The 25967-nt window shown below is 70.5% G+C and carries 23 protein-coding genes; 7 read left to right on the top strand and 16 right to left on the bottom strand.

Annotated features, from left to right (window positions below; genetic code table 11):
* Positions 1–13 precede the first annotated feature (13 nt).
* From ACWGO0_RS20655 to ACWGO0_RS20645, 3 genes are read right to left on the bottom strand one after another with little or no spacing between them, the layout of a single operon-like run.
* A complete protein-coding gene (locus ACWGO0_RS20655; protein WP_453536686.1) occupies positions 14–3532 on the bottom strand; it encodes a 5-oxoprolinase/urea amidolyase family protein in 3519 nt (1172 codons plus the stop codon).
* On the bottom strand, positions 3529–4146 hold the full coding sequence (locus tag ACWGO0_RS20650; RefSeq protein ID WP_453536683.1) for an urea amidolyase associated protein UAAP2: 618 nt from the start codon (positions 4144–4146) through the stop codon (positions 3529–3531). Before ACWGO0_RS20650 ends, ACWGO0_RS20655 begins: the two co-directional genes overlap by 4 nt.
* Positions 4143–4961: an urea amidolyase associated protein UAAP1 gene (locus tag ACWGO0_RS20645; protein WP_453536680.1), complete on the bottom strand. Its 819-nt coding sequence runs from the start codon at positions 4959–4961 to the stop codon at positions 4143–4145. Before ACWGO0_RS20645 ends, ACWGO0_RS20650 begins: the two co-directional genes overlap by 4 nt.
* A 137-nt stretch (positions 4962–5098) precedes the next feature.
* Between ACWGO0_RS20645 and ACWGO0_RS20640 the strand changes: the two genes are divergently transcribed.
* Entirely contained in the window at positions 5099–5749 is a 651-nt protein-coding gene (locus tag ACWGO0_RS20640) for a TetR/AcrR family transcriptional regulator (RefSeq protein WP_453536677.1), read from the top strand.
* Between the two features lie 79 nt (positions 5750–5828).
* Here the strand turns inward: ACWGO0_RS20640 and ACWGO0_RS20635 are convergent, their stop codons facing one another.
* The 8 genes from ACWGO0_RS20635 to ACWGO0_RS20600 form a co-directional block, all read right to left on the bottom strand.
* Positions 5829–6272 carry an SPW repeat protein gene (locus ACWGO0_RS20635; protein ID WP_453536674.1) on the bottom strand — a complete coding sequence of 148 codons (444 nt, stop codon included), beginning with the start codon at positions 6270–6272 and terminating at the stop codon, positions 5829–5831.
* 144 nt (positions 6273–6416) lie between these two features.
* Positions 6417–7958 (bottom strand): amino acid permease, encoded by a 1542-nt coding sequence (locus ACWGO0_RS20630; protein ID WP_453536671.1) that lies wholly within the window; start codon positions 7956–7958, stop codon positions 6417–6419.
* A 158-nt stretch (positions 7959–8116) separates the two neighbouring features.
* The gene (locus ACWGO0_RS20625) at positions 8117–8743 is read right to left on the bottom strand and encodes a fasciclin domain-containing protein (RefSeq protein ID WP_453536668.1); all 627 of its coding nucleotides are present in this window, start codon (positions 8741–8743) and stop codon (positions 8117–8119) included.
* A gap of 73 nt (positions 8744–8816) precedes the next feature.
* Positions 8817–10355, bottom strand: coding sequence for a molybdopterin-dependent oxidoreductase (locus ACWGO0_RS20620; RefSeq protein WP_453536798.1), 1539 nt, complete (start codon positions 10353–10355; stop codon positions 8817–8819).
* Between the two features lie 153 nt (positions 10356–10508).
* Positions 10509–11261, bottom strand: coding sequence for an anti-sigma factor (locus ACWGO0_RS20615; protein WP_453536665.1), 753 nt, complete (start codon positions 11259–11261; stop codon positions 10509–10511).
* Positions 11258–11842 (bottom strand): sigma-70 family RNA polymerase sigma factor, encoded by a 585-nt coding sequence (locus tag ACWGO0_RS20610; RefSeq protein WP_453536662.1) that lies wholly within the window; start codon positions 11840–11842, stop codon positions 11258–11260. The genes ACWGO0_RS20615 and ACWGO0_RS20610 overlap by 4 nt, the downstream gene beginning before the upstream one ends.
* A 68-nt stretch (positions 11843–11910) precedes the next feature.
* A complete protein-coding gene (locus ACWGO0_RS20605) occupies positions 11911–12408 on the bottom strand; it encodes an ABA4-like family protein (protein ID WP_453536659.1) in 498 nt (165 codons plus the stop codon).
* Positions 12405–13373 carry a hypothetical protein gene (locus tag ACWGO0_RS20600; protein WP_453536656.1) on the bottom strand — a complete coding sequence of 323 codons (969 nt, stop codon included), beginning with the start codon at positions 13371–13373 and terminating at the stop codon, positions 12405–12407. Before ACWGO0_RS20600 ends, ACWGO0_RS20605 begins: the two co-directional genes overlap by 4 nt.
* 118 nt (positions 13374–13491) lie before the next feature.
* Here ACWGO0_RS20600 and ACWGO0_RS20595 point away from each other — a divergent pair, with 118 nt between their 5' ends.
* Entirely contained in the window at positions 13492–14139 is a 648-nt protein-coding gene (locus ACWGO0_RS20595) for a MerR family transcriptional regulator (protein WP_453536653.1), read from the top strand.
* 48 nt (positions 14140–14187) lie between these two features.
* Here the strand turns inward: ACWGO0_RS20595 and ACWGO0_RS20590 are convergent, their stop codons facing one another.
* Together ACWGO0_RS20590 and ACWGO0_RS20585 are read right to left on the bottom strand one after the other, a co-directional pair.
* Positions 14188–15030: a siderophore-interacting protein gene (locus ACWGO0_RS20590; RefSeq protein WP_453536650.1), complete on the bottom strand. Its 843-nt coding sequence runs from the start codon at positions 15028–15030 to the stop codon at positions 14188–14190.
* A 48-nt stretch (positions 15031–15078) separates the two neighbouring features.
* Positions 15079–15987, bottom strand: a complete 909-nt coding sequence (locus ACWGO0_RS20585) for a 5'-3' exonuclease (protein ID WP_453536795.1) — start codon at positions 15985–15987, stop codon at positions 15079–15081.
* Between the two features lie 285 nt (positions 15988–16272).
* On the opposite strand from ACWGO0_RS20585, the gene ACWGO0_RS20580 reads away from it, so the two are divergent.
* The 3 genes from ACWGO0_RS20580 (at position 16273) to ACWGO0_RS20570 (ending at position 20710) form a co-directional block, all read left to right on the top strand.
* Positions 16273–17364 carry a quaternary amine ABC transporter ATP-binding protein gene (locus tag ACWGO0_RS20580; protein WP_453536647.1) on the top strand — a complete coding sequence of 364 codons (1092 nt, stop codon included), beginning with the start codon at positions 16273–16275 and terminating at the stop codon, positions 17362–17364.
* The gene (locus ACWGO0_RS20575) at positions 17357–19987 is read left to right on the top strand and encodes an ABC transporter permease/substrate binding protein (RefSeq protein ID WP_453536645.1); all 2631 of its coding nucleotides are present in this window, start codon (positions 17357–17359) and stop codon (positions 19985–19987) included. Before ACWGO0_RS20580 ends, ACWGO0_RS20575 begins: the two co-directional genes overlap by 8 nt.
* A 177-nt stretch (positions 19988–20164) precedes the next feature.
* Positions 20165–20710: a helix-turn-helix domain-containing protein gene (locus tag ACWGO0_RS20570; RefSeq protein WP_453536642.1), complete on the top strand. Its 546-nt coding sequence runs from the start codon at positions 20165–20167 to the stop codon at positions 20708–20710.
* An 11-nt stretch (positions 20711–20721) separates the two neighbouring features.
* Here ACWGO0_RS20570 and ACWGO0_RS20565 read toward each other — a convergent pair whose 3' ends face one another.
* Positions 20722–21855 carry a TDT family transporter gene (locus ACWGO0_RS20565; protein ID WP_453536640.1) on the bottom strand — a complete coding sequence of 378 codons (1134 nt, stop codon included), beginning with the start codon at positions 21853–21855 and terminating at the stop codon, positions 20722–20724.
* Between the two features lie 70 nt (positions 21856–21925).
* Between ACWGO0_RS20565 and ACWGO0_RS20560 the strand changes: the two genes are divergently transcribed.
* Complete coding sequence (locus ACWGO0_RS20560; protein WP_453536638.1) at positions 21926–22849, top strand: LysR family transcriptional regulator; 924 nt, start codon at positions 21926–21928, stop codon at positions 22847–22849.
* Positions 22850–22858: 9 nt separating this feature from the next.
* Here ACWGO0_RS20560 and ACWGO0_RS20555 read toward each other — a convergent pair whose 3' ends face one another.
* Positions 22859–23602 carry a gamma-glutamyl-gamma-aminobutyrate hydrolase family protein gene (locus ACWGO0_RS20555; RefSeq protein ID WP_453536635.1) on the bottom strand — a complete coding sequence of 248 codons (744 nt, stop codon included), beginning with the start codon at positions 23600–23602 and terminating at the stop codon, positions 22859–22861.
* 101 nt (positions 23603–23703) lie between these two features.
* On the bottom strand, positions 23704–24441 hold the full coding sequence (locus tag ACWGO0_RS20550; RefSeq protein ID WP_453536632.1) for a FadR/GntR family transcriptional regulator: 738 nt from the start codon (positions 24439–24441) through the stop codon (positions 23704–23706).
* A 76-nt stretch (positions 24442–24517) separates the two neighbouring features.
* Between ACWGO0_RS20550 and ACWGO0_RS20545 the strand changes: the two genes are divergently transcribed.
* Positions 24518–25879, top strand: coding sequence for a glutamine synthetase family protein (locus ACWGO0_RS20545; protein ID WP_453536629.1), 1362 nt, complete (start codon positions 24518–24520; stop codon positions 25877–25879).
* Positions 25880–25967 lie beyond the last annotated feature (88 nt).

Genomic DNA, 25967 nt, shown 5'->3' with positions numbered 1-25967 from the left:
GGGGAGGGGTGTGTCAGGGCGTGAGGATGAGGAGTGGGGTGCCGGGCTCGACCTGGGCGCCCGGCCGGGTGAGGATCCGGGTGACCGTGCCCGCCGCCGGGGCGTGCACGCGGGATTCCATCTTCATCGCCTCCAGGGCCAGGAGCGGCTGCCCCGCCGTCACCGTGTCTCCTTGAGCCACGTTCAGCTGCCATACGGATGCGGCGAATTCGGCCTCCAGCAGGTGGCTGCCGGGGGGCACGGTCACTTCGGCCGGTGGGGGTGCCGGTTCGGACGCCGCATCGGCGCGGGTGAATTCGCCCGCCGCTTCCCAGGCCGACCGCTCGGCCGAGAACGCCGTGCTCTGCGTGGCGCGGAACGCGGCGATCGACGCGGCGTTCCCGGCGAGGAACGCCTCGTACTCCGCAAGCGAGAACTCGCCCTCCTCGATCTTCGGTACGAAACGGCCGGAGATGATGTCCGCGCGCAGCTCCAGCAGTTCGTCGGCCTCGACCGGATACCACTTGATGCGGTCGAAGAACCGCAGCAGCCACGGAGAGCCCGCCTCGAAGGCACCGCGCTGCTGCCAGCCCGACCACACCTGCGTCGTACGGCCCACGAACTGGTAGCCGCCCGGGCCCTCCATCCCGTAGACGCAGAGGTAGGCGCCGCCGATGCCCACCGAGTTCTCGGCGGTCCAGGTGCGGGCCGGGTTGTACTTGGTGGTGACGAGCCGGTGGCGTGGGTCCAGGGGGGTCGCGACCGGTGCGCCCAGGTACACGTCGCCGAGGCCGAGCACCAGATACTCCGCGTCGAAGACCGTGCGGTACACGTCGTCGACCGTGTCCAGGCCGTTGACCCGGCGGATGAACTCGATGTTCCACGGGCACCAGGGCGCGTCGTCCCTGACGCCCGCCATGTAGCGGGCGATGGCCTCGCGGGTCGCCGGATCGTCCCAGGACAGCGGGAGATGCACGGTGCGGGAAGGGACCACCAGGGCGTCGGTGGGCGGAAGGGCCGCCTCGACTCGGTGCAGCAGGTCCAGAAGATGGTCCTGGGACAGGACCTTCGGGTCCGTCTGGATCTGGAGGGAGCGGATACCGGGGGTGAGGCCGGTGATGCCGGGAACGGACTTCGCCGTCAGCGCCTCCATGAGCGCGTGGACCCGCATGCGCAGGGCGAGGTCCAGCTGCATCGGGCCGTACTCGACCAGGACGTTGTCGTCGCCGCTGCGGCGGTACGTGCGGGTGGCGTCCTGGAAGAGGATGCCGCCGTCGACGATCTCGGGGCGGGGCGCGCCCGTGACGGTCACCGGTGCGAAGCGGACCGTGTCGCCAGGGCGCAGCTGGCCCAGCTTCCAGCGCTCGCCCGTCACCACCGTGGCCGGGCAGACGAAGCCGCCGAGCGACGGGCCGTCGGGGCCGAGCAGGACCGGCATGTCGCCCGTGTAGTCGACGGCGCCCACCGAATACGGGGTGTCGTGGATGTTGGAGGGGTGGAGGCCCGCCTCGCCGCCGTCGGTGCGGGCCCAGCGCGGCTTGGGGCCGATCAGCCGGACGCCGGTCCTGGCTGAGTTGAAGTGGACCTTCCAGTCGGCGGCGTAGAAGTCGAGGATGTCCTGCTCGGTGAAGAACTCCGGTGCGGCGTGCGGGCCTTCGGCCGCGCCGATCCGCCACGCGGAGCCGATGCACGGGCGGTCGGCGGGCGCGACGGGAGTGCCGGTGCGGTCCGCAGTGCCGCCGTGCAGGACGTCGCCCGTGCGCAGGGCCCGGCCGCCGTGACCACCGAAGCCGCCGAGGGTGAAGGTCGCCGAACTGCCCAGGAAATCAGGCACGTTCAGGCCGCCGCCCGCGAACAGGACGTACGTACGCAGGCCGTGCTCGGCAGGTGTGCCGATGGCGAGAGTGGCGCCCGCCGGGACGGTCAGCGGCTCCCACTGCGCCACCGGCTCACCGTCGACCGTCACCGGGGCGGGGGCGCCGGTGACGCAGACCGTCGTCGGGTGGGTGAAGCGCAGGGTGGGGCCCTGGAGGGTGCATTCGAGGCCGGGCGCGCCCGCTTCGTTGCCGAGGGCCGTGTTGCCGAGCCGGAAGGAGAGGTCGTCCATCGGGCCCGACGGCGGTACGCCGACCTGCCAGTAGCCGGTGCGGCCCGGCCAGTCCTGCACCGTTGTGAGGGTGCCGCCGGACACCACCTCGATCCGCGGCGTCGGGTCGGTGACCGTGGCGAGCGTGGCCGTGGAGTGGGTGGCGGCCCGGACCCGGTCGTCGGCGAGTGCGGCCCTGACCAGGCCCAGATTCGTCTCGATGCCGTCGATCCGGGTCGCCGCGAGCGCGGAGTCGAGGCGGGCGAGCGCATCGGCGCGGTCGTCGCCGTGCACGATGACCTTGGCCAGCATCGGGTCGTACGACGTCGTCACCTCCGTACCCGTCTCGACCCAGGTGTCCACACGTACGCCACCGCCATCGGGGAACGCGACCCGGGTCAGCAGACCCGCGCCGGGCCGGTGGTCACGGGAGGGGTCCTCGGCGTAGACGCGTGCCTCGACGGCATGGCCGCGCTGGGCGCCCGGCTCCCGTACGACATCCGTGTCGCCCTGGGCCAGCCGCAGCATCCACTCGACGAGGTCGACGCCGAAGATCTCCTCGGTGACCGGGTGCTCCACCTGGAGGCGGGTGTTGACCTCCAGGAAGTACGCCTCCTCGCGTGTGGCGTCGTACACGAACTCCACCGTGCCGGCCGAGCGGTAGCCGACCGAGGCGCACAGCTCGCGGGCGGAGGCGGCGAGTTGAGTGCGGATGTGGTCGGGGAGGCCGGGGGCCGGGGCCTCCTCCAGGACCTTCTGGTTGCGGCGCTGGAGGGAGCAGTCGCGGTCGCCGAAGGTGACGACCCTGCCCTGCCCGTCTCCGAAGACCTGGACCTCGACATGGCGGGCGTGCTCGACGAGCCGCTCCAGGAAGACGCCGGCGGAGGAGAAGGAGGCCGCCGCCACGCGCTGTACCCGCTCCCAGGCGTCGGTCAGTTCGGCGGCGGACCGGCATGCCGACATACCGATACCGCCACCGCCTCCGGTCGCCTTGAGCATCACCGGGTAGCCGATGGTCTCCGCCGCGGCGAGTGCCGGCTCGGGACCGGACAGCAGACCCGTCCCGGGGGCGAGCGGAACACCCGCTTCCTGGGCGGCGGCGCGAGCGGTGTGCTTGGCACCGAACAGTTCCAGCTGCGCGGCGGTCGGGCCGACGAAGACGATGCCCGCGTCCTCGCAGCGCCGGGCGAACTCCGCGTCCTCGGAGAGGAATCCGTAGCCGGGGTGGATGGCTCCGGCCCCGGTGTCCTTGGCGGCCTTGAGCACCAGATCGGCGTCGAGGTACGACTCCTTGGCGGGCGCGGGACCCAGGCGTACGGCCTCGTCGGCGAGGCGTACGTGGGGTGCGGCGCGGTCGGCGTCGGAGTAGACGGCGACGGTACGCAGGCCGAGGCGCCGGGCGGTGCGGATGATGCGGACCGCGATCTCGCCGCGATTGGCGACCAGCAGGGTGTCGAAGGTGGTCATCGGGCCGCCCCGCCGGTGATGGTGGCCTCGACCGCTGTGGGCTCGAAGCCGTTGCACGGGTTGTTGATCTGCGGGCAGTTGGAGACCAGGACCAGGACGTCCGTCTCGGCGCGCAGGGTGACCTTCAGCCCGGGGGCCGAGAGGCCGTCCACGATGCCGAGCGTGCCGTCCTTCTCCACCGGCACGTTCATGTACCAGTTGATGTTGGACACGAGGTCGCGCTTGCCGAGGCCGTGCCGGGCGCCCTCCGCCAGGAAGTTGTCCACGCAGGCGTGCTGCGACCAGGTGTGGTGGCCGTAGCGCAGGGTGTTGGACTCCTTGGAACAGGCGCCGCCGAGCGTGTCGTGGCGTCCGCAGGTGTCCTCGGTGACCGTCATCAGCGGGGTGTGCTCACCGGACATGAGGACGCTGCCGGTCGTGAGGAAGATGCCGCCCTGGGCGTGGATCGTGTCCGGGGCGCTGTAGCGGACGGCCGTGTCGTGGGCGTCGTACACGAGGAAGTCGACGGCCTGGTTGCCGTGGAGGTCGGTGAGGGTGAGCGCCTCGCCGGCGCGGACGACCGAGGACCAGGCGGCGCGGGCCGGAATGACGGTCGTGGAACGGACGGTGGTCATGCGAGCCCCCTGGCGGTGAGGAAGTCGAGGGTGTTCAGGAAGGCCCGGTGGCCCTCCGGGGTGGCGTCCCAGAGGGGGTCGCCCGGCTCCGTGGGCCGGGCCCGCCAGGCCAGCACCTCCAGCGGGGTGCTGGTGTAGGCGGGGCGCGGGTCCAGCGGGTGGGGCACGTTCGCGATCAGTACGGTCAGGTCCTGCTCCGCGCGGAGGGTCACCGCCGTACCGGGTCCGGCCGAGCCGGTGAAGTCCAGGGCGCCGTCCTCCCGTACCTCCACGCCCTGGAAGAAGGAGAGCGAGGGCGGCAGATCGCGCGGCTCCAGGCCGTGCTTGGCGGCGGCGAGCTTCAGGAGCTCCCGTCCGGCGGGGGAGTCCGACTGCGGCGTCCCGTCGCCGTACCGCGCGGTGTTGCGCCGCAGCGACGAGGTGCCGCACAGCGCGTCGTGGCGGCCCGAGGAGTCGGCGGTCACCGAGGCGAGCACGCGTCCCTGGTCGGAGAGGAGCAGCCGGCCGGCGCCCAGGTAGGCGTTCCACTGCACCTTGACCGTGTCGGCGGTGTTGAGCCGTTCCCAGGGGCGCCCGTCGACGAAGAGGAGCAGGTGTGCGCAGGCGTCGCCCGCGAGGTCGGTGAGCCGCAGTTCCGTACCGCGGGCGAGGACGCGGTGGGTGTAGTTGCCGCCCGCGACGGTCTCGGCCCAGACCGGTGTGCCGGGAAGCACCGCGGGCCAGTCGCCCGCGGGGACCACGGGCATGGCCTCGGTCCGGGTGCCGTGCTGGGCGCGGGCGTGGTCCCGGGCCCCGTATGTCGTCGCTGTCGCCATGGCTGACCTCCGATGGTTTCTGTCGCCCGACAGAAATTAGGGCGCGGTGGAGTCGAGGCCATTGCCCGTCCGTTGCGGGGGAGTTACCGCCTGCTCACCAAGATCGGGCGGGGAGGGGGATGTGCGACGATCGCCCCATGTCCACCACCGGGAGACGCGTCGGCCGGCCGCGCGCACAGCAGCGGCCCGACAGCGGGCTGTCCCCGCGCGAGGAACTGCTGACCGCCGCCGCCGAACTGTTCACCACGCGCGGTTACGCGGCGACCACCACCAGGGCCGTGGCCGAACGGGCGGGCATGCGGCAGGCCACGATGTACCACTACGTGGCGGGCAAGGAGGATCTGCTCGCGGAACTCCTGGAGTCGACGGTCACTCCGTCGCTCGCGCTGGCCCGGCGGCTTCTCGCCGATGACGAAGCGTCCGCGGAGGCGCGCCTGTGGGAGCTGTGCCGCTCGGACGTGGCGCTGCTGTGCGGAGGCCCGTACAACCTGGGCGCGCTGTACGTACTGCCCGAGGTGCGTGCCGAGCGGTTCGCCGGCTTCCACCGGGTGCGGGCGGAACTGAAGGAGGCGTACGGGCAGTTGCTGGCGGCCACGGAGGCGGGCGCGGCGTTCGACAGGGGAGAGGCCGAACTGCGCACCGATCTGGTCTTCGGCCTGATCGAGGGCGTGATCCTGGTGCACCGCTCGGACCCGGAGCGTCCGGTGGCGGCGTTCGCCGAGGCGACGGCGGACGCGGCGCTGCGCATCGCCGGAGCCGCGGGCGGTAGCGCGGGCCGCCGGGCCTGACAGGGCTGTGGCCGCGGTCCTGACATCCCGTGTCCGGTCCGCGGCCACACCTGTTCAGCTGTCCGGCGACCCTCCTCGATCAGGTCTTCTTGTTGTTGCTTCTCATCGCCGTGCCTGCGCAGGCCATGCCCAGCAGGACGGTCAGAGCGCCGACGATGACGTTGTTGAGCACGACCCCGGCGTCTGGGCTGGTGCCCACGATCCACGTCGACACGATGAGCCAGGCACCGATCGCGCAGATCGCCCAGCTCAGTCCGTACATCCGCTCCGGCATCACGGTGAACCCGAGTGCCAGCACCGCGATCGCGATGCCCAGGACGAGGTTGTGCGCCACCAGAGCGGGCTGGCTCGCCGTGAAGTGGAGCACCCATGGCGAGACGGCGCAGTACAGACCGACCAGGAGTACCGGTGCGTCCACGAGGGCCACGTCACGGCCGCCGAGCATGCGGTCGTACCGTGCTTGCATTTCGGAGACATCGGGGTGAGCGCGAATGTCACTCCCGGTGTGCGAGACGTTGCTCATGAGATTCGTCCCTTCGGTCCTGCGGGCCCGACCGCCGGATGAGTGTGCGCGGTGGGCGCCTATGTTGCCCATTCTGCGCTTACTTTTCCCTTATGTGTAGATATTGAGTCGACCTATGGATTCGAATCCACTGCCGTGACCTCGTCACCGCTGAGCCGGGTCATCCTTCCGCCCCCGAAAGGTCCGCCAGACCGCCCCGAGGGCCACGGTCACCGTCAGGAACAGCACCGTGAACCACTGGAAGTACCAGTGGCCGCCCGCCGGGTCGTACACCGCTGCTCTTGGCCAGGCCAGGTTGACCGTCATGCCGACTCCGTACAGGAAGGCCAGTGCGTTGACCGGCAGGCCCCAGCGGCCCAGGGAGAAGAGCGGGCGGCCCGTCTCGTCGTGGAGCGGGGCGTCCGGCGGGGCGAGGGGGGTGTTGCGCAGTCTTCGCCACAGCATCGGGCCCGTGACCATCGTGTACGCGAGATAGAGCATCGCGATGCAGGTGGTGCCGATCGCGAGGAACGCCTCCGGTGACGCGAGGTTGAGCAGGCCGAGCGCGGCAGCCGCCGCACCGACCAGCAGGGCGGGCGCGGCGGGCATGCCGGTGCGGGGAGAGACCTTTGACAGCAGCGCCGAGCAGGGCAGTACGCCGTCCCGCGCCATCGAGAAGAGCATCCGGGACCCGGATGTCTGGATGGCGAGGGTGGCCACGGCGATGGCCACCGCGACATCGGCGAGCAGTGCGCGGCCGACTCCGTCGCCGAGGCTGCTGGTCAGCACGTAGGGGAGTCCCTCCGTGGCCAGCCTGCCGTCGGTGAGGTCCGGCGCTGCCAGGATCCCGCCCAGGACCAGCAGTCCGCCGAGAACGCCCGCCGCCGCCAGGGCGAGCAGGATCGTGCGGGGGGCTGTGCGGCGCGGGGAGCGGGTCTCCTCGCTCATCTCGCCCGCGCTGTCGAATCCGATCAGGACGTACGCCGCCGTGAACGAACCGACCAGCAGCGCACCGATCGCGCCGCCCTCGCCGCCGGTGTGCAGCGTGATGCCGGGGTCTCGCTCGGCGTGTGTGAACAGGAGTATGACGATGAGTACGGCTCCGATGATCTCGGCCGTGACCCCGATCCGGTTGACGGCCGACATGATCCGGTTGTCGAGCAGATTCACCGTGGTGGTGAGCGCGAGCATGACCACGGCGAGGAGGGCGGCGTTGGCCGCGCCTGTCGGGGTGGTCGGTGCCGGGTCGCCGCCCAGCAACTGGAAGCCCGGCCAGATCGCGGGGAGCACCACCTGGAGTGCCAGCGCCGCGGCGGCGACCACGACGATCTGCCCGATCACCATGATCCAGCCCGCGAACCAGCCGAACGCGGGATTGCTCAGCCGCGTCGCCCACTGGTAGATCGCGCCCGACAACGGGTAGCGGGCGGCGAGTTCGGCGAAACAGGCGGCGACCAGGAGCTGCCCGGCGAGTACCGCGGGCCAGGTCCAGAAGAAGGCGGCGCCGCCGAACGAGAAGCCGAACGCGAAGAACTGGAAGACCGTGGTGAGGACGGAGATGAAGGAGAACCCGGCGGCGAACGAGGCGTACCGCCCCATGGTCCGGTGCAACTCCTGCTGGTAGCCGAAACCGGCCAGCGCGCCCGAGTCGCGCCGGCCGGTCCCTGCCTCGTCCTGCCGTACTCCTGGTGGTGCGGTGGCAGTCATATGAGCCCCTGTCGCCGATTTCCTGTCGGGCGACAGAAATTAGGGACGGGCTGTTTCGCGGGCGTCACGCGGCCGTGTCCGCGCGGCACCGAAGTGCTCACGTGGCTCCGCCCGGGGCCGGAGGTCGTCGTCAGGTCCCGGGCGGAAGCGGTGGTGGGCTACTTCGGGGGCATCAGCACGGAGTCGATGATGTAGACCGTGGCGTTGGCCGTCGGGACATTGCCGCAGACCACCTTCGCCGAGTCGTTGACGGTGTACTTCACGCCCGAGCCGGAGGTGGTGAGGGTGCTCTTCTCCAGCGTGTCGAAGGAGCCCTTCTCCAGCTGCTTCGGCGTCAGCTTCTCGCCCACGACGTGGTAGGTGAGGATCTTGGTGAGCATCGCCTTGTCGGCGAGGACCTTGTCGAGGTCGGCCTTCGGGATCTTGGCGAAGGCGTCGTTGGTCGGCGCGAACACCGTGATGTTCTCCGCGTTGTTCAGGGTGTCGACCAGGCCCGCCTGCTTGACGGCGGTGACCAGCGTGGAGAGCTCCGGGTTGTTCGACGCGGCCGTCGCGACCGGGTCCTTCGCCATGCCGTCGAACGAGCCCGCCCCGTCCGCCGGCACGGACGCGCAGCCCGGGCCGAACGGTTCGTCCGTGTTGGCCGTGGCGGACGACGCTGCCGCGGCGGGCGTGGAGCCGGCCGCCGAGTCCTTCGTGTCGCTGGAGCAGGCCGTCAGAGCGAGCGGCAGCACGGCTGCGGCGGACACGGCGACGGCTGCACGGCGGAAGTGGAGGGTGTTCATGACGTTCTCCTGGTTCGGATTCTGTTGTTTGCGTTGCTGGGGCGTGCACAGTGCGGATGAGGGTGACGGAGATTCAGGACACGTCGACCACCACCGAATGCCAGCCGGTCGCGCCGTTGGGCACGGTGCTGACCCGCTTGTCGGTCTGGGTGGCGCCCGTGCGGTCCGTCGCGCGGACTTCGAGGGTGTGGTTGCCGGACGTGGCCGGCCACTCCCACACCCACTGGCGCCAGGTGTCCCTGCTGTCCTCGGCGGCCAGCCGGGCGGTGTTCCACTCGCCCCGGTCGACGCGCACCTCCACCCGGGCGATGCCCCGGTGCTGGGCCCAGGCGACCCCGGCGACGGGCACCGTGCCCGGCTTGGGGGAGGCGAAGGGGCGCGGGGTGTCGATCCGCGACTGGGTCTTGACCGGGGCCCGGCGCGACCAGCTCCGCTTGACCCAGTACGCGTCGTACGAGTCGAAGGTCGTCAGCTCGATGTCCTTGATCCATTTGCAGGCGGACACATAGCCGTACAGACCGGGTACGAGCATCCGGACGGGGAAGCCGTGGCTGAAGGGAAGCGGCTCGCCGTTCATCCCGAGGGCGAGCATCGCGTCGCGGCCGTCCATGACGTCCTCGACCGGTGTGCCGATCGTCATGCCGTCGACCGACCGGGCCACGATCTGGTCGGCCCTCCCGCCCTTCGACGGGGGCTTCACCCCGGCCTCGCGCAGCAGATCGGCCAGTCGTACGCCGATCCAGCGGGCGTTGCCGATGTAGGGACCGCCGACCTCGTTGGAGACGCAGGTCAGCGTGATGTCACGCTCGATCAGCTCCCGTTGGAGCAGGTCCTCGAAGTCGACGGTGAGGGGGTTGCTCACGCCCTTGCCGTGGATGCGCAGCCGCCACCTGCGGGCGTCGACGCGCGGCACGACCAGGGCGGTGTCCACCCGGTAGAAGCTCTTGTTCGACGTGACGAAGGAGCTCAGCCCCCGGATGCCGAGATCGGCGCCGCGGGGTACGGCGGGCGCCGCAGAACCGGGAACCGGAAGGGTGATCGCGCCACGTGAGGCCGACGCCCCCGCCTGTACGGACGCGGTGACCCGGCGCCCCAGGTATCCGGCACCCGCCGAGGCCGCCGCGGCGGCGGTCGCCGCGATGATGAAGCCTCGACGATCGAAGGTGCCCTGGTACGCCCGGACCTCCGTCTCCCCAGCCGCGGGAGACGGAAGGGCCTTCGGGGCAAGCCGTCCGACCAGGAGATACAGCACTCCTGCGGCAACCAGGGCACCCACCACCGACGGCAGGGCGTCGGCGGGCCGGCCCTCGGGCCGTCCTACCGCCGCCACTGCCCCGACCACACCGAAGATCAGTACGGCCGCAGAGCCGAGCCGCCGGTGCCGCAGCGCCAGTACCCCCACCGTCATGGCGAAGACCGCCAGCAGCGCGACGATGCCGAGCTGGAGCACCAGCTTGTCGTTGGTCCCGAAGTTGCGGATGGCGAAGTCCTTGACCGCCGAGGGAGTGCGGTCGATGACCGCACCGCCCACCGCGGTGACCGGACCCGCCTCGGGACGTACGACAGCCGCGACCAGTTCCGCGACGCACAGGGCGCTGAACCCGGCGATCAGACCGCTGAGCGCGGCGAAGGCTGCGCGTGCCCAGCGGGATCGCCGGGACCCGGAGGCCCCGTGCGGCTGCGAATCGTCCCGATCTGTTCTCACACAGGTGATTCGGTCCCGCTCGGCGCGCGGATTGGTCAGTCAGCCGATCGAGTGACGACCTCAGGCCGGCAGGCTCATCAGAGCCAGCGGCGCCGTGGTCGGCTGCTCGGACCCCCCGGCGGGTTCGACGGTGATGCCCATGCCGGACGCCTGGTCGACCGGTCCCTCCATCAGGACCGCCTCGTCCGTTTGGGACGGGTTCATCAGACCCGCGGACCGCATGGTGCCGCCCTCGTCGAACCACAGCTGGTACACCGAGCCGGCCGGTGGCCGCTCCATCCCCGAAGCGAGGAACACCGCCCGGTTCGCGCTCTGCGAGACGACGACGGTGCCCCGCGCACCGTCCTTCAGCGCGCCCGAAGTGGTCTTCGCGTCCGGAGCCGCGAGCACCTGGACCAGCTGTTCGCTCCGCTGCTCGGCCTGGTTCGCCTCCTGGCGGGCGTCCTGGGCCACCTGGTTCTGCCACACCGCGACCCCGCCGAACGCCGCGGCGGCGGCGATGCAGGCCGCGAGCACGAACTGGGTCCGGCGGCGGACCCGGTCGCCGGCCCCGGTGGAGCGGGCGAGCCGGCCGTGCGGCGGCGGCTCCTGGCGTACCGTCGTGATCTCGCCCAGCACCCGGGCGCGCATTCCGGCGGACGGCGTCCGGGACACCGCGAGACCCAGCCGGGCGGCGGTCGCGGACAGCTCCCGTACCTCCTGGGCGCATGCCTCGCAGACCACCAGGTGCCTTTCGAACTCGTGCCGTTCGTCGTCCGGCAGTGCGTGCAGGGCGTAGGCCCCGGTCAGCGTGTGCAGCTCGGGCGTGCTCATGCGTTCACCCCCAGGCAGTCGCGCAGCCGGATCAGCCCGTCACGCAGTCGTGTCTTGATCGTTCCGAGAGGTACGGAGAGCAGCTCCGACACCTCGCGGTAGGTGAGGCCCTGGTAGTAGGCCAGGGTCACGGACTGACGTTGCAGTTCGGAGAGGGTCCGCAGACAGCGCCGGACCTGCTCGCGTTCGAGCCGGGTCTCGACCTGTTCCGCGACCTCGTCGAAGTCGGGCGTACGGTCCAGCAGAGCGGCCTTGTGCTCGCGGGCCGCCGAGGCCTGCGCCGAGCGGACCCGGTCGACGGCACGGCGGTGCGCGAGCGTCAGTACCCAGTTCATGGCGCTGCCGCGGTCGGGCCGGAAGCGGGGCGCCGTGCGCCACACCTCCACCAGGACCTCCTGCGCCACCTCTTCGGACTGCGCGGGGTCGCGGAGCACACTGCGCACCAGCCCGAGCACGGGTCCGCAGACGGCGTCGTACACCGAGGCGAAGGCATTCTGGTCTCCGCGGGCGGCCATCACCAGGAGCTCTTGCAGATCGGGCCCCGCCTCAGGGGCTCCGCTGATGTGCACTGCTTCTTTCACGCGGGCTTCCTCCAAGACGGCACAACAGTTCGCACACGTGATTCGGAGCCGTCGGCCACGTGGATTGGTCAATCGGTGGAAATTCTTCCACGCACCGGAGAATCCGCGAGGCCGTGCGCGACCGGCTCACTGCCGGGGAGCCGATTCCCTGCCCGGGTCCTGGCCGCACGCAGGGTCAGGTAGACCAGGAGGCCGAACGGCGAGAGCAGAATCGTCAGTACCAGCAGCGGGCCCATCACCAGCGGAGAGATGTTCAGTCGCCGCCCTTCCAGGTACATCCACTGCCCCAGCAGCAGGTCCCAGGCGATGACCTGCGCCCAGATCGCGCCGGCGCCGTTCGCGAGGGCCGTCAGATCGCGGAACGTGTCGATATCGGGGCTGCGCACCGCGGTCCACAGTTCGGGGAAGACCGGCACAGCCATCGCGATGTAGACGGCCAGCACCGGCAGGACCGTCAGCGGGGAGGCGGCGATACGCGCGGTGACGCGCCGGTGGGGCGCGAAGATCATGAGCAGCCAGAAGGGGGCGGCCAGCAGGAACGTGATTTCGAAGAGTGCACCGGTCATGCCACGAACTCCTTGTCGGCGGGGGTGGGATCGCCCGCGGAAGTCGCGGGCGACGGGCGCAGCGCCGCGTACACGCCCCCGGCGGTGACGCCGAGGATCAGGGCCGCCGCGGTGAGCGTCGCTCCGTCCGGGTGGATCAGCGGCTGACCGCGCAGCGCCTGCCAGGTGAGCAGGGCGACGACGGCCGCGTACGCACCGGAGGCGACGAGCACCAGGCGCAGCCGGACCCGTGGGTCGGCCAGCCGGGGGAGGCGGGTCGCCGACGCGACCAGCACCAGTACGAGGAGCGGGAGCAGCTGGAGTGCGTGCATGCCGACGAAGTGCGGGATGCGCAGGTCGCCGCCGGTCGTCGACCAGCCGGTGAGGGGCATCGAGGGTCCGCCGTCCGGTACGCCGACCGCGTGGGCGCCGATCACATCCGCCGTGTCGAGGTCGCCCGCCGCCTTCTGCTCGGCGGTCGGCTGCGTCATCAGGAAGCCGAGGCCGGCTCCGATGAGGGCGAGGACGACGCCCGCACGGATCGCCCAGGCCGAGGCACGGTCCGCGATCCGGGAGCGCATCAGCAGGATCGCGATGACGAGGGTGCCGGTCCAGAGGATGACGACGGTGACGGCCATGGCGTCGTACAGGGAGGAGTCGAACGGGGTGGCGTGGTTGAAGTGGATGCGCCTTCCGCGGACCACCTGGACGGTGATGAGCACCATCTCCACCAGGCTGGTCAGCGCGACCACGTTCCCGGCCCACCGGCCGATGCGACGGCCGCGCGTGAGCAGAGTCAGCATCCAGGCGAGCGAGAGCGCGTACACCGCCAACGAGATGGCGAATTTGAAGGGCTTGGCCCAGATCGCCGAGCCCGCGAGGACCCGGTCGTCGACGAGGAGTCCTATGCCGGAGACGAACGCCATCACGGCCATCGCCGCGGCGAAGAGGACTAAGGAACGGTGCCAGGAACGCCAGGACGTCATAGGGATACCCCCGTTGAGGATCAAGAGTCACTATGGATAGTGGAACTGTCTGCTATCCGGTAGTGGAACTATCTACTATGGGCTCCGTAGTTGGCAAGGGCGGAAGGAAGAACACGCTGTGCGCATCGGTGAGTTGAGTCGCAGGTCGGGCGTTCCGGTACCGACGATCAAGTTCTATGTACGGGAAGGGCTGCTGCCCGCGGGGCAGTTGACCAGCCCGAATCAGGCGACGTACGACTCGGGGCACGAGCGCAGGCTGAAGCTGATCCGTGCCCTGCTCGATGTCGGCGGACTCTCGCTCTCCGCGATCGGGGACGTACTCCACTCGATCGACGACCCCGAGCAGCCCGTGCACAAGGTGCTGGGTGTCGCGGCGAGGCGGATCGCGGCGCTGGAAGGGGGCGATCCGGGGCCCGAGCTGGAGGACGCGCGCGAGGACGTGGCCGAACTGCTGGAGCGGCGCGGCTGGCACGTCGATGCGGCGAGCCCCGCCGCTGAGACCCTCGCCGCGGTGCTGGCCGCGCTGCGGCGGGCCGGGCACGGGGGATTCGTCGAACTGCTCGACGCCTACGCCGACGCCGCCGAGCCGGTCGCCCGTGCCGACCTGGACTACGTCGGGCGGCGGGTGGCGCGGGAGGAACTGGTGGAGAGCGTGGTCGTCGGCACGGTGCTGGGCGAGGCGATGTTCAGCGCGCTGCGACGGCTCGCACACGTGGACGCGTCGGCGCGGGCGTTCGGTGGGGAGAAGGGGCCCGGGAACGGCTGAACCCCGGTCACCGTCGAGGACGGTGACCGGGGTTCCTGTGTCTGCGTGTTACGCGGCGCTCTCCTGCTCGCGCTCCACCTGCTCGTTCCACTCGCGCTTGACCGCGCGCCAGGCGTCGTCGCTCTGGCCCGCGCGCCAGTAACCGGAGATCGACAGCTGCGGGAGCGGGATCTGCCGCTCCAGGCGCAGATGGCGGCGGATGTCCTTCACGAACCCCGCCTCACCGTGCACGAACGCACTGACCTCGCCCGCGGGGAAGTCCAGGGACTTCACCGCCGCCGTCAGGGCCTCGCCGACCGGGCGGTCACCGCGGTGCAGCCAGGTGACGGAGACACCGTCGGGCGTGACGATCTTCTGCTCCTCCGAGGCGTCCGTCACCTCGACGAACGCGTGGACCACCGCGCCCGCCGGCATCTGCTCCAGGGTCGCGGCGATCGCCGGCAGGGCGCTCTCGTCACCTGCCAGCAGGTGCCAGTCCGCCGACGGGTCCGGTCCGTAGCCCCCGCCGGGGCCCAGGAACGTCACCTGGTCGCCCGGTGCGGCGCGCATCGCCCACGGTCCCGCGAGGCCCTCGTCGCCATGCACCACGAAGTCGACCGTCAGCTCGCGCGTGGCCGGGTCCCAGGTGCGCACCGTGTAGGTGCGGGTGGTCGGCCACAGCTCGCGGGGGAACTCCTCGCGGATCGCGGCCATGTCGAAGGGGTGTGCGTACTCCGCGCCCTCGGGTGCGAAGCACAGCTTGATGTAGTGGTCGGTGAACCCGGAGAGTGCGAAGTCGGCAAGACCGTCACCACCGAGCACCACGCGCACCATGTGCGGAGTGATCTGCTCGGTGCGCAGGACCTGGGCCCCTTGCGCCTTGGGTGCCTGGCGTGCCGGTCGTTCTGCCACGAGGGTCTCCCTGGGTTCCGAATACTTAGGCTTACCTAAGTTAGCACCTCAGCTCCGCAGTGTGGAGAGCAGGCGCATCAGTGCGCCGCCGAGCCCCCACTGCTCCGCGAGTGCTTCGAGGGCGGCCGGGTCGTGCGGCTCGCGCGGCAGCGCCGGATCGAACGAGGGCAGGGGTACGTCCCCGGCGACCCGGACGACCTTCGGCGCGACCGCCACGTACTCCCGCGCCTCGTCCAGCCGCTTGCGCTGCGAGGGGGTCAGCCTGGCGGCGGGGTCGTCGACCGCGGCCATGATCCCGGCCAGGTCGCCGAAGGCGTCGAGCAGCTTGGCGGCCGTCTTCTCGCCGATGCCGGGGACGCCCGGCAGGCCGTCGCTCGGGTCGCCCCGCAGCAGGGCCAGATCGACATAGCCGGCGCCGTCCACGCCGTACTTCTCGCGCAGCCACGCCTCGTCGGTGATCTGGAGCGAGCCGACGCCCTTGAGCGGGTAGAGCACCCGCACCTCCCGGGCGTCGTCGACCAGCTGGTAGAGGTCCCGGTCGCCCGTGACGATGTCCACGGGGCCCTTCGCCAGGCCGGTCAGCGTGCCGATCACGTCGTCCGCCTCGTACGGAGCGACGCCGACCCGGGCGATCCCGAGGGCGTCGAGGACGTCCTCGATGATCGGGACCTGCGGGGCCAGCGTGTCGGGGGTGTCCTCCTCGTCGGCCAGGCCCGCGGGGGTCTCCACGGCCACCCGGTGCGCCTTGTACGTGGGGATCAGCTCGACGCGCCAGTGAGGCCGCCAGTCGGCGTCCATGCAGGCGACCAGCTCGTCCGGCCGGTGGTCCTGCACCAGGCGTCCGATGAAGTCGAGCAGCCCGCGCACGGCGTTCACCGGGGTGCCGTCCGGTGCGCGCACCGAGTCCGGTACACCGAAATAGGCGCGGTAGTAGAGGGAAGCGGTGTCGAGGAGCATCAGGCGTCGCGTCACACCCCGATGATGCCGCACACCACTGACACGCGCGGTGAGCGGCCGGTGCTGTGCGGTTCCCGGATGAACCGGGATTAAAAGTGAACTGGGTCACTCTCGTGTTTGGGTTACGTAAGTGCGGGCAGGCGCGCCATCGGAGCGGACCACGTCGCATTTTCAACTAGGGCCGGACAGGCCCTAGTGCACGTGCAGTGCGGACCGAATCCGCACCGCTCCACGGTCTGCCGGCGGGGGTGGCAGACCGTTTTCGGTTCAACGCGTGAGGTGTATGTGTCAAGGCTGCAAGCTGAGCACCTGTACAAGGTGTTCGGCAGACGACCCGATCAAGCCGTGCAGAAGCTCGAGAGCGGCACGGACCGCGACGAGCTGCGCGCCGACGGAACGACCGCAGCGGTGATCGACGCATCGTTCACCGTGGAACCGGGCCAGATCTTTGTCGTGATGGGTCTGTCCGGGTCCGGCAAGTCCACGTTGCTGCGGATGCTCAACGGACTGCTCGACCCCACAGCCGGACGTGTGCTCTTCGACGGTCAGGACCTGACCGCCCTGAGCCCCCGAGAGCTGCGCAAGGTCCGCTCCTCCAAGATCAGCATGGTGTTCCAGCACTTCGCGCTTTTCCCGCACAGGAGCGTCCTGGAGAACGCCGCGTACGGCCTGGAAGTCCAGGGTGTGCCGCGCGCCGAGCGTGAGAAGCGCGCAGCCGAGGCGCTGGAGATGACCGGCCTCGCCGGCTGGGAGAAGTCCTGGCCCGACGAGCTGTCCGGCGGTATGCAGCAGCGGGTCGGCCTGGCCCGCGCGCTCGCCACGGACGCGGACCTGCTGCTGATGGACGAGTCCTTCAGCGCCCTGGACCCGCTGATCCGCCGCGATATGCAGTCCCAGCTCCTCGAACTGCAGAAGCGGCTCAAGAAGACCATCGTCTTCATCACGCACGACCTCAACGAGGCCATGCGCCTCGGTGACCGGATCGCCGTGATGCGTGACGGGAAGATCGTCCAGCAGGGCACCGCCGAGGACATCCTGGTCCGTCCGGCCAACGACTACGTCGCGTCGTTCATCCAGGACGTCGACCGCTCGCGCGTGCTCACCGCCGGTTCGATCATGGAGAAGCCCGAAGCGGGCCGCTCCGACGAGGACCTGCTGGCCGAGGCGCCCGCGACGGTGTCCGCCGAGACGCCGATCGCCGAGCTCTTCACCCCCTGCTCCACCAGTGGTGTCGCGGTCGCGGTCACCGACGCGGAGGGCGACGTCATCGGCGTCGTACCCCGCAACCGGCTCCTCGCCGCCCTCGGCGAGGAACCGCAGATCGAGACGGTGCTCCCCGCTCCGCGTGACGTCAAGAAGGTGACCGCCGGTGCCTAGGTTCACCTTCGGCGAATGGGTCGAGAACGCGGTCGACTGGCTCCAGTCGAACCTCACCTGGATCTTCGACGCCATCAAGGCCGTCCTCGGCGGCATGTACGACGGCGTCAACGCGGTGCTCAGCGGCGGTGAACCGCTGCTCATGGCGGGCATCTTCGCCGTCATAGCCTTCTGGCTGCGCGGTGTGATCCCGGCGGTGCTCACCTTCGTGGGCTTCGCCCTGATCGACTCCCTCGCCCTCTGGGACGAGGCGATGGCCACGCTGTCGCTGGTCGTCGTGGCAGCGGTCATCACCATCGTGATCGCCGTGCCCATGGGTATCTGGGCCGCGCGCAACAACAAGGTCAGCGCCACTCTGCGGCCCGTGCTCGACGTCATGCAGACGATGCCGGCCTTCGTCTATCTGATCCCCGGCGTCATGTTCTTCGGCGTCGGCGTCACCCCCGGCGTGATCGCCACCATCGTGTTCGCGATGCCCCCGGGCGTACGCATGACCGAGCTCGGCATCCGCCAGGTGGACAGCGAACTGGTCGAGGCGGCCGAGGCGTTCGGCACCTCGCCCAAGCACACCCTGACCCGGGTGCAGCTGCCCCTCGCCCTGCCGACGATCATGGCCGGTATCAACCAGGTCATCATGCTGGCGCTGTCGATGGTCGTCATCGGCGGTATGGCCGGAGCCGGCGGTCTCGGCGAGAAGGTGTACGCCGCGATCACCCAGCTCCAGGTCGGCCTGGCCGCCGAGAGCGGTATCGCCGTCGTCATCCTCGCCATGTACCTGGACCGGATGACCGGAGCGCTCAACGAGCGGGTCTCCCCGCTCGGCCGCCGTGCCGCGGCCAAGGCGGCGGCCGGTGCGCGACGTCTCGCGTTCGCGCACTACAAGCCGGGTACCGCGGTCGCGACGGTCGGCGTGGTCGTCCTGGCGCTCGTCGCGGGCGGCCTGAACTTCGTGGGCTCCGACAAGGGGAAGACCGCTCAGGCGGCCGGTACGAACGTCGGCCAGGGCCAGAAGATCAACCTGGGCTACATCCCCTGGGACGAGGGCATCGCCTCCACCTTCCTCTGGAAGGAACTCCTGGAGCAGCGCGGCTACACGACCGGCATCAAGCAGCTCGACGCCGGTCCGCTCTACTCCGGTGTCGCCCGCGGCGACGTCGACTTCCAGACGGACTCCTGGCTGCCGACCACGCACAAGGACTACTGGGACAAGTACAGCGACCAGCTGGACGACCTCGGTTCCTGGTACGGCCCCACTTCGCTGGAGCTGACGGTTCCCTCGTACGTGAAGGGCATCGACTCGCTCGATGACCTCAAGGGCCAGGGCAAGAAGTTCAACGGCAAGATCATCGGCATCGAGGCCAGTGCCGGGATGATGGGCACGCTGAACGAGAAGGTCCTCAAGGAGTACGGGATCGACGGCGAGTACGAGGTCGTCTCCTCGAGCACCTCCTCGATGCTGGCCGAGCTGAACGCCTCCATCAAGAAGAAGGAGCCCGTCGTGGTGACCCTGTGGTCGCCGCACTGGGCCTACGGCAAGCACGACCTGAAGAAGCTCAAGGACCCCAAGGGTGCCTGGGGCAAGGGCGAGAACATCCACACCGTCGCGCACAAGGGCTTCGCCAAGAAGGCACCCGCGGTCGCCGACTGGCTGAAGAAGTTCAAGCTCACCGAGGAGCAGCTCACCGGCCTGGAGAACGAGATCCAGGCAGCGGGCCAGGGCAAGGAGCAGGACGGCGTCCGCGCCTGGCTGAAGAAGAACCCGGGCCTCGTCGACAAGCTCGCCCCGCTCCCCGCCGGTGCCGGAGGCTCGGCGCAGGGCAAGGACGCGGGCAAGACGGTCAACATGGGCTACTTCCCGTGGGACGAGGCCATCGCCAGCACGTACCTCTGGCAGAACATGCTGGAGGACCGCGGCTACAGGACGACGGTCAAGCAGCTCGACCCCGGCCCCCTGTACACGGGTCTCGCGCAGGGGCAGATGGACGTCCAGTTCGACTCCTGGCTGCCGACCACGCACAAGGACTACTGGGACCGGTACAAGGACAACCTCACCGATCTCGGTTCCTGGTACGGGCCGACCTCGCTGGAACTGAGCGTCCCCTCGTACGTGAAGGGCATCGACTCGCTCGACGACCTCAAGGGCCAGGGCAAGAAGTTCAACGGCAAGATCATCGGCATCGAGTCGAGCGCCGGGATGATGGGCACGCTGAACAAGAAGGTCCTCAAGGAGTACGGGATCGAGGGCGAGTACGAGGTCGTCTCCTCAAGCACCTCCTCGATGCTGGCCGAGCTCAACCGGTCGATCAAGAAGAAGGAGCCCGTCGTGGTGACCCTGTGGTCGCCGCACTGGGCCTACGGCAAGCACGACCTGAAGAAGCTCAAGGACCCGAAGGGTGCCTGGGGCGAGGGCGAGCAGATCCACACGGTCGCCAAGAAGGACTTCGCCAAGGACTTCCCCGAGCTGACCGGCTGGCTCAAGGAGTTCAAGCTCAGCGAGGCGCAGCTCGCCTCGCTCGAGGTGGAGATCCAGAAGGGCGGTGCGGGCAAGGAGAAGGAATCCGCCCGTAACTGGATGGATGCCAATCCGGAAGTGATCGACGAGCTGACGCCCGTCGGCAGCTGATCGCGCCCCGCAGTACACGAAAGGGACGGCCCCGGTATCGCACCGGGGCCGTCCCTTTCGGTGTACTCCCGGTCACTCCCCGGTAGGTTTCCCTCCATTCGCTTCGGCGCCATACCGTGAACGACATGCGTAGGGTGCTGGCAGCCGGGAGGATGGCCAGGCGGGAGGGAGCCGGACATGGACGACAAGGACACACCGCGGGTAGGTGCCGCGGTCCGCCGACGGCGCAGGAGCCTCGGGCTCACGCTGTCCGCGGTCGCCGGGCGCAGCGGACTGTCCGTGCCCTTTCTGAGCCAGATCGAGAACGAACGGGCCCGGCCGAGCGCCAAGTCCCTGGACCGCGTCGCGGAAGCCCTGGAGACCACGACCGCCCGGCTGCGGGCCGCCGCCGACTCGGCGCGCGCCGTGGACGTCGTACGCGCGGGCGAGGGCGACGGGGTACGCAGAGTGGTGCGCGGCCGACATCAGCTCAGCGCCCTGGAGTTCACCGGCGAGCAGGACCTCGGGCGCGAGTTCCAGCACCGCAACGACGAGGTGATGTACGTGGTGGAGGGCGCCGCCGAGGTGGAGGCCGAGGGGCAGGCGTACCGGCTCGACCGAGGCGACACGCTGTTCCTCTCCGGCGGGGTGCGGCACCGCTGGCGCGCGACCGTACCCGGCACGAGACTGCTCGTCGTCGCGGTCGCGGAGCATGTGGACGCCACCTTCGACCCCCGCCGCTGACGACACGTCCCTTACGCGGTACGGACCGCCACCGGCAGCAGCGTTCCGCCGGCCAGCCCCCGCAGCGTCCGGACCGCGGCCACCGCCCAGGCCACCACGAGGAACACGTACAGCGCGACGGCCAGCCAGGTGAAGGCCGCGAGCCCGGTGTGCCTGGCCAGCCCGGCGGCGCCGGTGACACACGTACCGACCGGGAAGGTGAAGCCCCACCAGGTCATCGTGAACGTCATCCCGCCCCGCACCGCCCGCACGACCATCGCCCCGGCCAGCGCCAGCCACAACAGCGCGAACCCCATCACGGGCACCCCGTACAGCACGGCGAACGCGGCGAAGGCGGAGGCGTACGGGGCCCCGATCGCCCCCGGCGCCGCATCGGCTAGCTGATTGACCGCGGTCGTCGACTGCCCCAGCGGGCCGAGCACCAGGAACAGCGTGGGCGTCAGGGCGAGGGGCAGCGGCCCGTGGTGCAGCAGTCGGCCGAACACCAGCGGCAGCACCACCAGCGTCGCCAGCAGGGAAAGACCGAACATCGCGTAGCAGGCCAGCAGCAGCGCCTCACGCCACTGTCCGGCGGGCAGCTCTGGCACCAGCAGCGGACCGAGCGCCGCCGAGACCATGGGCGCCACCAGCGGAAGCAGCCAGACCGGCGAGGCCGTACCGGGGGCAGGCCGGTGGCGTACGACCATCAGATACGGGATCGCGACCGCGGTGACGAGCCCGATCACCGTGCCGAGGACGAACAGCACCGTGTCCACGGCGACGGCGGCCCCGTGCCCGATCACATCCTGGCCGACCACCATCGTGGCTCCGCCGACCGCGAGCAGCGCCATGGAGAGACAGCCGTAGAACGGCGCGACCGCCGGGTCCAGGAGGTGGGCGCGTGCCTGGTCGCGGTGGAGCAGCCAGTGGCCCGCGCGGGCCACGAGGACGACGGCGAGCAGCACCGCCGAGAGCGCCCACACGACCGTGCAGGCGGCCCGCAGCCCGGGGATGTCCACCGGCAGAGCGACGCCCGCGCTCGCCACGATCGCGGTGCCCATGACGGTCGCGTACCAGTTGGGGCCGAAGTGCCGCAGGGCCGGGAGCCGGAGGGCGGCCGGGCGGTACACACCGGCGCGGGACTGGGTCTGCGGATAGATGGCCATGCCACGATTCTGGTGGTGTACGGCGTCCCCCACCAGGGAGTCCTGCCCTATGAGGTCATAAGCTGCCTTTATGTCCAGCGATCAGCACACACCCCTGTCCCACCGGGTTCCCGACCTGGGCGCGCTGGAACTGCTTCTCGCCGTCGCCCGCCACGGCAGCCTCGGGCGCGCGGCACGCGACGTCGGTATCACCCAGCCCGCGGCCTCCAGCCGCGTCCGCACGATGGAGCGGCAGCTCGGGGTCGCCCTCCTGGACCGCTCGCCCCGCGGCTCCCGGCTGACCGACGCGGGGGCACTCGTCACGGACTGGGCCCGCAGGATCGTCGAGGCGGCGGAGGCGTTCGACGCGGGCGCGCAGGCGCTGCGCGACCGGCGGGACTCCCGGCTGCGGGTCGCGGCCAGCATGACCATCGCCGAGTACCTGCTCCCGGGCTGGCTGATCGCACTGCGCGCCGAACGTCCTGATACGGCGGTGTCGCTGCTGGCCGGCAACTCCGCAGCCGTCGCGCAGCGCCTGCTCGGCGGCGAGGCCGATCTGGGATTCGTGGAGGGCCTCTCGATACCGGAAGGTCTCGACGGTACGGTCATCGCCCACGACCGCCTCGTCGTCGTGGTCGCCCCCAGCCACCCCTGGGCCCGCCGCCGCACCCCTCTGACCGCCGGGGAACTGGCCGCGACCCCGCTCATCCTGCGCGAGTACGGCTCCGGCACCCGCCAGGTCCTCGACGCCGCACTCGCCGCCCACGGCGGCCTGGCGCAGCCGCTCCTCGAACTCTCCTCGACCACGGCGGTGAAGGGTGCGGCGGAGAGCGGCGCGGGCCCCTGCGTACTGAGCGAACTGGCGCTCGGCGAGGAGCTGTCCGCCCGCCGCCTGGTCCCTGTCCCCATCGCGGGCGTACGGCTGCGGCGCCAGCTCCGCGCGGTCTGGCCCACAGGCCACCGCCCCACGGGCCCGGCCCGCGACCTGCTCTCGCTGACGGGGCACCAGGCGTAGGGCGCCGCTTCAGCGCAGGCCGCCGCCGGCCCGCGCGACGGTGTCCTCTGGAGTCGTAGCGGCCGCCGAAGCGGCGGCCACCAGCGCCCGCATCACCCGCGGGTCCGTGCCCATCTCGGGGTGCCACTGCACCCCGAGCACCCACTGCTCACCAGGTAGTTCGACCGCCTCGACCGTGCCGTCAGCCGCGTACGCGGACACCACGAGACCCGGAGCGAGCCGGTCCACGGCCTGGTGGTGGTAGGTGGGCACCGCGGACTCCTCGGTCACGACCGACGCGTACCGGGTCCCCGGCACCGGCTTCACCGTGTGCTCGCCCAGGACGCCGGTCGTACCGGGCGGGCCGGTGTGTCCGTCGATGTGCTGGATCAGGGTGCCGCCCAGCGCCACGTTCAGCAGTTGCATGCCGCGGCAGATCCCCAGCACCGGGGTGCCGGACTCCAGCGCGGCACGCAGCAGGGCCAGTTCCCAGGCGTCGCGTTCGCGGGCCGCGGGGCCGGTCCTGGCGTCGCGCTCCGCGCCGTACAGCCCGGGTTCGACGTCCGCGCCGCCCGCGATGACCAGGCCGTCCAGCCGGGCCACGGTGCTCGCTGCCCTCGCGGGCGCGTCCGGCGGGAGCAGGACGGCCAGCGCGCCGCAGCGCTGGACCAGCCGCGGATACGCGGCGGGGAGCAGGGCCGCTGGCAGCTCCCAGACGCCCCAGCGGGCCGCGGGCTCCAGATAGGTCGTGACGCCGATGAGAGGTTCGGACATGATGCGGTCCCTCCGGCCCGCCGACTCCGCAGCGGCCCAGTTCAATGGTGTTGAGGCATACCTTTGCGGTTCATGGGGCGCCGCGCAAGGTGGTGTCGCGGTCAGGTCAGGAATCCCCGCAGCAGCGCCGCGGTGCCCGCGCAGTGCTCGCGCATCACCGCCCGCGCGGCCTCCTCGTCCCCGTCGAGCACGGCCTCGACGAGGGCCGTGTGCTGATGCTGCGCGTGCTCCAGATTGCGTACGAGCAGGGGTATGCAGTCCAGCAGGTCGTTCACCGTGGCGCGGACCGCCGCGTACTGCGCGGTGAGCGAGGGGGAGCCGGAAAGTTCGGCAAGCGTCAGGTGGAGCAGGGTGTCGCGCCTGCGGTAGTCGGGCAGAGGTGCTTCGTGGGTCGCCTTCAGAGCCGTACGCAGCCGCTCCGCGCCCTCGTCGTCGAGCCCGCGCGTGGCGCACAGCCCGGCCGCCCCGGACTCCAGCACCTCCCGGAAGCGCAGCACGTCCTCGATGTCGACCGCCGCCACCCTGCGGCGCAGCTCGTCCTCGCCCGCCGCGCCGGTGCGGGGCAGTACGAACGTGCCTCCGTACCTCCCGCGCCGGCTCTCCACCAGGCCCTGGTCCTGGAGGACCTTCAGCACCTCGCGCAGGGTGACCCGGCTGATCCCGAGCAGTTCGGCCAGTTCTCGCTCCGCGGGCAGCCGCTCGCCGCCGGACACCAGGCCGAGCCTGACCACCTGGAGGATCTGCTCCAGCGCCTCCTCGAACCCGTTGCCCGCGCGGACCGGCCGCAGCACGGGTGTCAGCCGGTCGATGGATCCGTTCCCGCCGGTTTCCTCGGCCACGTCCCGATTCCCTTCCCATCAATGGTTCATTCCCATACCTTAAGTCTTCCGGCTGACCCAAGGAGGAGAGTTCCCAGTGGCAGACCGAACACCCCCGCTCGGCATCGAGGAGCTGCGCGTCCTCGTCAGGAGCGGTGAGATCGACACCGTCGTCCTGGCCTTCCCCGACATGCAGGGAAGGCTGCAGGGCAAGCGGTTCGCCGCCCACTTCTTCCTCGACGAGGTCGCCGAACACGGCACCGAGGGCTGCAACTACCTGCTCGCCGTCGACCCCGACATGAACACCGTCGACGGATACGCCATGGCCTCCTGGGACAACGGGTACGGCGACTTCGCCATGCGCCCCGACCTCACCACACTGCGCAGAGTCCCCTGGAACGAGGGCACCGCCATGGTCATGGCCGACCTCGCCTGGGAGGACGGCTCACCCGTCGTCGCCGCGCCGCGCCAGATCCTCCGCCGCCAGCTGGAACGCCTCGCCGGCCACGGCCTCACCGCCCACGTCGGCACCGAGCTCGAATTCATCGTCTTCAAGGACACCTACGAGCAGGCCTGGGACCGCAACTACCGCGACCTGACGCCGGTCAACCAGTACAACGTCGACTACTCCGTCCTCGGCACCGGCCGCATCGAGCCCCTCCTGCGCCGCATCCGTAACGAGATGGCAGCCGCGGGCCTGACCGTCGAGTCCGCCAAGGGCGAGTGCAACCCCGGCCAGCACGAGATCGTATTCCGGTACGACGAGGCCCTGGTCACCTGCGACCAGCACGCCATCTACAAGACCGGCTCCAAGGAGATCGCCGCCCAGGAAGGGGTCGCGCTCACCTTCATGGCCAAGTTCAACGAGCGCGAGGGCAACTCCTGCCACATCCACCTCTCCCTCCAGGACGCGGACGGCCGGAGCGTCATGGCGGGCGAGAACGGGGACATGTCTCCGCTCATGCGCCACTTCCTCGCCGGGCAGCTCGCCGCCCTGCGCGAGTTCTCCCTCCTCTACGCGCCGAACATCAACTCGTACAAGCGCTTCCAGCCGGGCTCCTTCGCCCCGACCGCCGTCGCCTGGGGCCACGACAACCGCACCTGCTCCCTGCGCGTCGTCGGACACGGCCGCTCGATGCGGTTCGAGAACCGGCTGCCCGGCGGCGACGTCAACCCGTACCTCGCAGTCGCAGGACTCGTCGCCGCCGGCCTCCACGGAATCGAGCGGAAGCTCGAACTCCCCGACGCCTGCGACGGCAACGCCTACACGGGCGACTACGAGCACGTACCCACCACCCTCCGCGACGCCGCCGCACTCTGGGAGGGCAGCGAAGCAGCCCGGGCCGCGTTCGGCGACGAGGTCGTCGACCACTACCGCAACATGGCCCGCGTCGAACTGGAAGCCTTCGACGCCGCCGTCACCGACTGGGAACTCCGCAGGTCGTTCGAAAGGCTCTAGGGCCTTTCGTTTGGATCATGTCGGGCTCGCGGGGTCTGGCACGCGCATCTGCGGCGTTGTCGTCAATCACCAACGCTCCGCGTTGCCT

It is taken from the genome of Streptomyces sp. NPDC055749 (assembly GCF_053617235.1).
This window is presented reverse-complemented; position numbering and strand designations above follow the sequence as displayed.